At 40.0% G+C, this 7,063-nt stretch carries 8 protein-coding genes and 1 pseudogene; 1 reads left to right on the top strand and 8 read right to left on the bottom strand.

All coding sequences use genetic code 11. The features are described 5' to 3' along the window. Positions 1 to 135: 135 nt before the first annotated feature. Positions 136 to 665 (top strand): annotated as a pseudogene (locus ACE1AT_RS14030) (IS4 family transposase); the annotation flags it as partial. Positions 666 to 769: 104 nt separating this feature from the next. On the opposite strand, the gene ACE1AT_RS14025 reads toward ACE1AT_RS14030, so the two are convergent. The 8 genes from ACE1AT_RS14025 to ACE1AT_RS13990 all read right to left on the bottom strand — a co-directional run bounded on the left by ACE1AT_RS14025 (position 770) and on the right by ACE1AT_RS13990 (position 6,930). Then, positions 770 to 1,609: an SWIM zinc finger family protein gene (locus tag ACE1AT_RS14025; RefSeq protein ID WP_374869267.1), complete on the bottom strand. Its 840-nt coding sequence runs from the start codon at positions 1,607 to 1,609 to the stop codon at positions 770 to 772. A 78-nt stretch (positions 1,610 to 1,687) separates the two neighbouring features. Beyond that, the gene (locus ACE1AT_RS14020; RefSeq protein ID WP_374869265.1) at positions 1,688 to 2,086 is read right to left on the bottom strand and encodes a type II toxin-antitoxin system VapC family toxin; all 399 of its coding nucleotides are present in this window, start codon (positions 2,084 to 2,086) and stop codon (positions 1,688 to 1,690) included. Beyond that, positions 2,086 to 2,307: a hypothetical protein gene (locus tag ACE1AT_RS14015; RefSeq protein WP_374869263.1), complete on the bottom strand. Its 222-nt coding sequence runs from the start codon at positions 2,305 to 2,307 to the stop codon at positions 2,086 to 2,088. Before ACE1AT_RS14015 ends, ACE1AT_RS14020 begins: the two co-directional genes overlap by 1 nt. Before the next feature lie 120 nt (positions 2,308 to 2,427). Further along, positions 2,428 to 2,574 carry a hypothetical protein gene (locus ACE1AT_RS14010; RefSeq protein ID WP_374869261.1) on the bottom strand — a complete coding sequence of 49 codons (147 nt, stop codon included), beginning with the start codon at positions 2,572 to 2,574 and terminating at the stop codon, positions 2,428 to 2,430. Positions 2,575 to 2,593: 19 nt separating this feature from the next. Next, positions 2,594 to 2,869 (bottom strand): hypothetical protein, encoded by a 276-nt coding sequence (locus tag ACE1AT_RS14005; RefSeq protein ID WP_374869259.1) that lies wholly within the window; start codon positions 2,867 to 2,869, stop codon positions 2,594 to 2,596. Beyond that, positions 2,817 to 3,155, bottom strand: coding sequence for a hypothetical protein (locus ACE1AT_RS14000; protein WP_374869257.1), 339 nt, complete (start codon positions 3,153 to 3,155; stop codon positions 2,817 to 2,819). Before ACE1AT_RS14000 ends, ACE1AT_RS14005 begins: the two co-directional genes overlap by 53 nt. A 122-nt stretch (positions 3,156 to 3,277) precedes the next feature. After that, positions 3,278 to 6,505, bottom strand: a complete 3,228-nt coding sequence (locus ACE1AT_RS13995) for a DEAD/DEAH box helicase (protein WP_374869255.1) — start codon at positions 6,503 to 6,505, stop codon at positions 3,278 to 3,280. Positions 6,506 to 6,657: 152 nt separating this feature from the next. Next, entirely contained in the window at positions 6,658 to 6,930 is a 273-nt protein-coding gene (locus ACE1AT_RS13990; protein ID WP_374869253.1) for a hypothetical protein, read from the bottom strand. Between the last annotated feature and the right edge of the window lie 133 nt (positions 6,931 to 7,063).

Below are 7,063 nucleotides of genomic sequence, written 5' to 3'. Positions count from 1 at the left end.
GGGACAAGCCGCAGAAATTGCATTCCAAATTATCTTTCCACAATTAGTGTTGTTACTTCTTTTACAAGACATTGAACGTCTGAGAAACTTGGCACTTAGTAATGGAATTGACATTCAAATTTCCAGGTGCAAGATATAAGTCAAGCACCGATTCATTGGCGATTGCTCACCACCCACCAAGTCGTTTGTTTAGAACAAGCACTACAAATAATTAGATGGTACACATGGCGATGGCGCATTGAACAACTTTTTGCCACTCTCAAAACTGCTGGATTAAATCTCGAAGCTACCCAGTTAGAGTCAATCGCTGCTATCCAACGACTAACTGTATTCGCTAAGGCTCTTGCTGTGCGAATTTTACAACTGATTCAGGGTCGAGACAATCCTGATTTACCAGAAGAGTGTTGCTTTTTCCCACGAGCAACAGCAATGCTTGAAGGGCGATCGCACCAACTGTAGAAGGTAACACTAAACTTCAAAAAAATCCCTATCCTCCTGACTCTCTTGCTTGGGCTACTTGGATTATTGCTCGAATTGGTGGTTGGTCTGGTTACAAGTCTCAAAAACCTCCCGGTATTACTACTTTAGTTCGTGGTCTTGAGCAGTTTGAATCCACCTTTTTTGGCTGGAAACTCGCTCTGGGTAAACTTGTGTGTACACCGTAGGCACGCGGGGAGGGGATTAAGGGGTGGGGTGCAATGACTGTGGTAAGTATAACTAATTATCCGAACCTGATATGAAATAGATGAACGAGTGTTTGAGACTCGTCTTAAATCAAATTCTGATTTTTGTTCTTCACCCGCCCATACAATTCTTCCATCGTTGCAATAAAAGAATTATCTTTTTGCCAAAAAGCGGGAAAATCACCCTGTTTCTTAATCAAAATAGCTGAAACACTACTTTTTGTTGGAACTTCTATTGTTTGCGGGAGTCTTTTTGTGCTTAACCAAAATTCTCTAGCATTTGGCTTTTGAGTCACGGTTTGTTTTTCCACTTTTGTATAAAGTGATGTGGAATTTTCTAGAGGAATGTCTTGGTCATTTAGTTCCGAAGATAAAGCTCTACCTAAAGGTGACTCAGCCAATTTTGCTTGTAGTTCTGCTTTCGATAATCCCCGTAATTCAAACAACAAAAATGGGTTATGGTCTAGTTCAGATGCGACTAAATAATAAACTCCAGCGATGTGTTTGCAAGGATTAGCATAATCTGGGCAAGAACAACTTGTTGTAAAGTCCTTACGACTGTGCGGCAATAAATGTATTCCTAATTCAGCAAAAGTATCTTCTATGTTTTCTGGAACTTCATTGAGCAACAGTCGAGAAACAATACTCGCTTTTGATGAAAGTTTGTCTATGGCTTGTTTCCAGTTTGTTTTATTAATAGCTTTTATTTCTATTTCTATGTGGTATGTAGGTTCTTTGTAAACACCAAAATAAGGATTGACTGAACCTCTGACTTGAGCAGTAATATGATTTTGTTCTATCTCAAAGCTTTTGACTTTACCACCACGCGCATAAGAACGTCCGCGTTGGAGTCTACCTTCGTCGGTAAATGCTTCTAGGGCTTTAATAAAGCGATCGCCCCACCAAGTGCGAGAAAATTTTGACATAAATTTAATTGGTAATAATACTTGTAATTTTCCTTCTATCCTTATCTGTGCGATTTTATTGTTCACAGGATAGTGACATTAACTCAACTGTCTTGGTGACATTACCGGAATCTTTGAACCCACAAATCCAGATACATCACGAGTCACGATTGCATCTACTCCGTATATCACTGCACAAGCATACTGCACTGCATCCTCAAAATCTCGAAAATTAAGAGCGATAGCTTGTTCCAACACAGTTCGGTCTACCGTACAGATGTGTAAATCTGCCAGAATTTGGGCGATCGCATCTTGGGCTACTGTTACTCCTGCTGCTTTGCGAACAATGTAATAAATATTGGTGATTGTCGTTGCGGCGATAAAACCCTCTATCTCTCCAGTATCGATCCGCTCAAATAGCTTTGCTGCATCTTCCACAAATGGCTCTCGTGCTTGCAAAAAATCAAGAACGACATTGGTATCAATCAAAGCTCGCATTACTGATACTTCTCGGTGAGATAGGTTGCATAGTCTTCTACATCATCAGTATTGCTCTGTGTCACCTCGCTTTTTGCAACTCCTTGAAGTCGAGACAGATTCCTCTGTTTTAAGCCTGAAGTAGTTTCCTGTTGTAGAGATTCCAACAAAGTTTGTACCAATTGCCAGCGATCGCTAATTGGTAATCGCAGTACTTGTTTTTGCAGTTCTTGTAAGGTCATTTGTACAAATGCCCAATTCTAAATTCATTTCGATTGTAAGACTTCCTGACCACAGTGAACTTGGGCATTTGCAAAAATTATCCCCTACAGCATTCTTGGGAACTAATGGCACATTTTTATTCAATCGCCTCTATCGCTGATCATGCCATACTCTTCTTGAGTTTGAAGTGCAAAGTGCGATCGCCCCACCAAGTGCGAGAAAATTTTGACATAAACAATACCTACATATTCTGGGCAATCTGATAAGTCAATGTCTTCATCAGTCATAGCATCGAGACGTTGCTAATCAGTCTGACTGTAACTCAGATGCACACAGCCGTCCTTCAAGTGGTTCATACTCATCTTCGAGCAACCAAAGTTGGGCTTCTTCATAAGTAGAGCTAGTAAAGATAATTCTATAATCCTTGGCAGGATCATAGACGCAGCAATTTCCTGAATGATTACTAAGTAGAAGCAGAATATACGGGGGCGACAGCATCGGCTCAATCCAGACCTCTGCAAATTGCCAGTTATCCTTCACTTGGTCGGGTGCTGGGAATGACGTGATATCGATTTTTTGCATCAATTTTCACCTCACCATAGAACAATGGAGTTGTTAAACCGTCAGGGCTAATTCTGTAGCCAATTGCTTCAGCAAAGAACAGCCCATAACGCTCGTATTCCCGAATGATACCTACATATTCTCCTCTTTCTATGATGGCTTGAGCAACTCGATTCATTGTGGCTTCATCGTTAAAAACATGAACCGCTCTTCTCCGACTCAGCAACCGTTGCACTTGAAAAGTATTGGGTAAATGCTTGGCAATGTGTCTAGAATCGAGAACAATTTTACGGTCAATACCACTCATAGAATCGGAAAATTTTGCTCCTTAGAGCATATCATGCTACATTATTGCTCTAGCAGCATTTCGCTATGATTTTGTTATGCTGAATCAGCATAGACGCAACAATGTTTCTGTGATTCAGCAACTTATTCCAAAATCGCACTCTTATTCAGCGAAATAAGTTGTTTAAACGCTTCGTTATCTAATTCTGTTAACCACGATTCATCGCTACCAACTACAGCCGCAGAGAGTTTTTTCTTATCTTCAATCATCTGATCAATTTTTTCTTCTAGTGTACCGATCGCCACAAATTTATGCACAAAGACATTCTTTTTTTGACCAATCCGAAAAGCGCGATCAGTGGCTTGGTTTTCGACGGCTGGATTCCACCACCGATCAAAGTGGAAGACGTGGTTGGCTTTGGTTAAAGTAATACCAACACCACCTGCTTTGAGAGAAAGTATAAAAACAGATGGTTCTGTTTCCGGGTCTTGAAATTCAGTAATCATTTGTTCCCGGCGTTTGCGGCTAGTACCACCATGCAGGTAATAAGTATTGCAATGATATGCATGTTTTATATGTTTTTCTAAATTCTCGCATATCTCAGTAAATTGACTGAAAATGAGCAAACTTTCCCCTTCAGAAATGACCTCTTCTACCATCTCTGCTAAACGACTGAGTTTATGCGATCGCTCGGTGGAAAATTCACTGTTGTCTTGCAAAAATTGGGCTGGATGGTTACAAATCTGTTTTAATTTCATCAGTGTGGAAAGAATTAAACCTTTGCGTTGAATTCCTTCTGCTTCTTGAAGTTTTTCTTCTACGTCTTTCACAACAACTTCGTAGAGCGATGCTTGTTCTTTGGTAAGATTAGTATATAATTTTTGCTCTACTTTATCAGGTAAATCATTAATAATAGATTGGTCGGTTTTGACTCTCCGCAAAATCAGAGGTTCGACTAATTTTTTCAGGGTAGTTGATTTGATTTTGTCATTATCTTTTTGAATCGGAATCTCAAAAGACTTACGAAACTGCGCTTCTTTACCCAAATAACCAGGATTGAGAAAGTTAAAAATTGACCAAAGATCGAGTAAGCGGTTTTCTACAGGAGTTCCAGTTAATGCTAATCGGTGTTTTGCCGATAATTTTAAGATAGCTTTAGTTTGTGCTGCTTTAGGATTTTTGATATTTTGCGCTTCATCTATTACTATCCTTTGCCAATCGGCGCTAGTGAAGAGTTTTTCATCTTTACGAGCCAGGGTAAAAGAGGTAATAACTACATCGTGTTGCAGACTTGCGGCTTTAAAGTCAGCAGGATTTAAGATGCGATCGCTACCATGATGCACCATTGTTTTTAGATGTGGTGCAAACTTAGCTATCTCTTTTTGCCAATTTCCCACCACCGATGTCGGCGCAATTAATAACGTAGGTAACAACAAAGATGAGCCAGAAGTTACCCCCTTGTCCCCCTTGTCCCCCTTGTCCCCTTGCTCTTTTCCCGCTCCCCACACCTCCCTCTCCTGAACCAATCGAGCAATTACTTGCACCGATTTACCTAAACCCATATCATCGGCGAGACAGCCATTTAATCCCAATCTTTCGATATATTCCAGCCACGATACACCGCGTTTTTGGTATTCTCGTAAGGTTCCTTGCAAGTTTGCTAGTTCTGCAATTGGTTCTAGTCTGGTTTTGTCTTGCAACTTCGCCATCATTGCTGACAAAGCTTCATCATGTTCAACTTCCCACTCTTCACCAGCTTCTGCACTGCGTTGCATGAACTCCAGCAAAGTCATTTCTGGTTGTTCGTTACCGTGGGATTGCCAAAATTCGAGTAATTGCTGCATTTTATCGCGATCGAGTTCCATCCATTGACCACGAAAATGCACGAGGGGAGACTTGGCGTTAATTAACTGTTCCCATTCTTTAGGGGTGACGACTTGATCACCAATTGCTAATTCATACTGATACTGTACTAATGAATCTAGACCAAAATAGCTTTTATTCTCGCTCTTAGTTGCAGACTTCCCACTTGAAGCTTTGAGGCGAATTTTGGCACGACGGCGACCTGCGGGAGTGTACCAAGCCGGTACGATGACTTTAAAGCCAGAGTCTTCCAATACCCAAGCACTTTCTTTGAGGAAGTCAAAAGCTTCTTCTAAACTCAGTCGCATTCCTGTGGGGCGATCGCTCTCCAAACCCTGCCATAATTTAGGATACATCCGCGCTGCATAACCCAGTTTCAGCAGTAAATTAGTTTCAAAGTTCTTACCAAATTCTTTCTCTACCCCAGCTTTGTTTTTTTGACTCATAGGCCAATAATCAGCCAGTGCTAGCTTCAGCGAAGGATCTTGTTTGCTGGCTACTAAAAACTGCATTTGCCAGTTATCAATATTGTCTGGGGTAGGATCAGACAACTGCAAACAGAGGTGAAACAGAGAGTCGCTTTGAGTGCGAGTAATTTTAGTTTTCCATGCCAGCCATTCCTGATATTCTGCTAAAGGTGCATCACCCGTCAAAGGATTGTGACGGTTGGGATACAAGCAATAGTAAACTAGAGAATCAACGATTTGCTTGTCAAAAGCTGCTGTAGACGGAGTATGATTCAGCAAATCATGTAATAGAAATTCCGAAAAGTGACGTAATAGTGTTTCTTTGTCGTAAAACTCAACTGTATCTATTGGTTCTGTTGCACCCGCCACACAAATTAGTGGCATGTATTCAATGTATTTTTTGATATTCGCTTCGTATTGCTCGGAAATAATCTCCCAAGTCGCATAGATTTCAAATGCAGGTTTTTTGATGGACTTTTGTTTATTTTTCTTCTCAGTACTATTATTTAACTGTCGATATTTGAGTGCTGGAATATACTGGTCTTTTAAAATTACTTCTTTAAAAGCTTGGGTGTAGTGATACCAAAACAGGAGATCCGAACCCAGTTGAATTTCACTGGAATTATAAAGTGCTAAAAAATGGATGTCATTGAGTAATTTGATCGCGTTAATTGCTTTTGTAGAAGTGACTGTTTCGTAACAGTCTACCTGCCAGTATTGAAACTCCTCATAGTCTTCCGGGGTTTCAGCTTCGAGATATTTGCTTAATTCTGGTGAAGGTAAAGGCTGATTATTAATAGTTGGCAAAACAAAATATTTGGGAGATATCCGTTGTGTCAGTACTGGTGCTACTTCTTTGATTCCCAATTCTGCTGTTAAAAATTTGACTAATTCTTCTTTGAGTAGATGTCCAGGGTGAATATTTTTTTGAGTGCTTTGTCGCTTTTTCATCACAGGAGTTTCCACCCATAAGAAAAACCCGCCAGACTGTATAAAATCACTCTCAGCATTCGGTATCCAAGTACCATGAAGGACTTTCATAACTCGAAGCCTCTAGATTTTCAATAAATTTTCATAGCTTTTGAATTACTGTATCAAAGCTGAGGTATCAAGGATCGAATATTTAAATTTTCTTTTGATCTTTGATTTGGTAATACAGGAGCAATCGCGGTGCGTTACGATGCTGCTATTTTTTAGCTGTCACCATTTTGTCGCATTTCTCGTTCAATGATTTCCTTAACAAATTCAGGGATTTGTTTTCCCAATTTGATCGCTTGTTGTTTTAAGATTTCGTAAATCTCAACATCTTTCCCTTGCCAAATAAGGTCTATCCTTCTAACTTGTCTCATCGCAATATGTGTATAGCTTTCTGGATATGCCCAATAACATGACAAGCAAATAGATTTGTCTTTTATACTGTTCCAATTTTCACAATGCTCACATGACCAAGATTTTGCAGGGAGCATCCCAATTTTGTAAAAATACAGAAAGAAACATTATTCGCGATAAATAATCGCGAATAACAAGGGGAATCAATCTTGTGGATCTTCCTCCTCTTGTTCAGCTCCAGAACTAATATCTAGTAGACAATCATCAAGG

The organism is Pelatocladus sp. BLCC-F211 (genome assembly GCF_041928655.1).
Classification (GTDB): domain Bacteria; phylum Cyanobacteriota; class Cyanobacteriia; order Cyanobacteriales; family Nostocaceae; genus Pelatocladus.
This window is presented reverse-complemented; position numbering and strand designations above follow the sequence as displayed.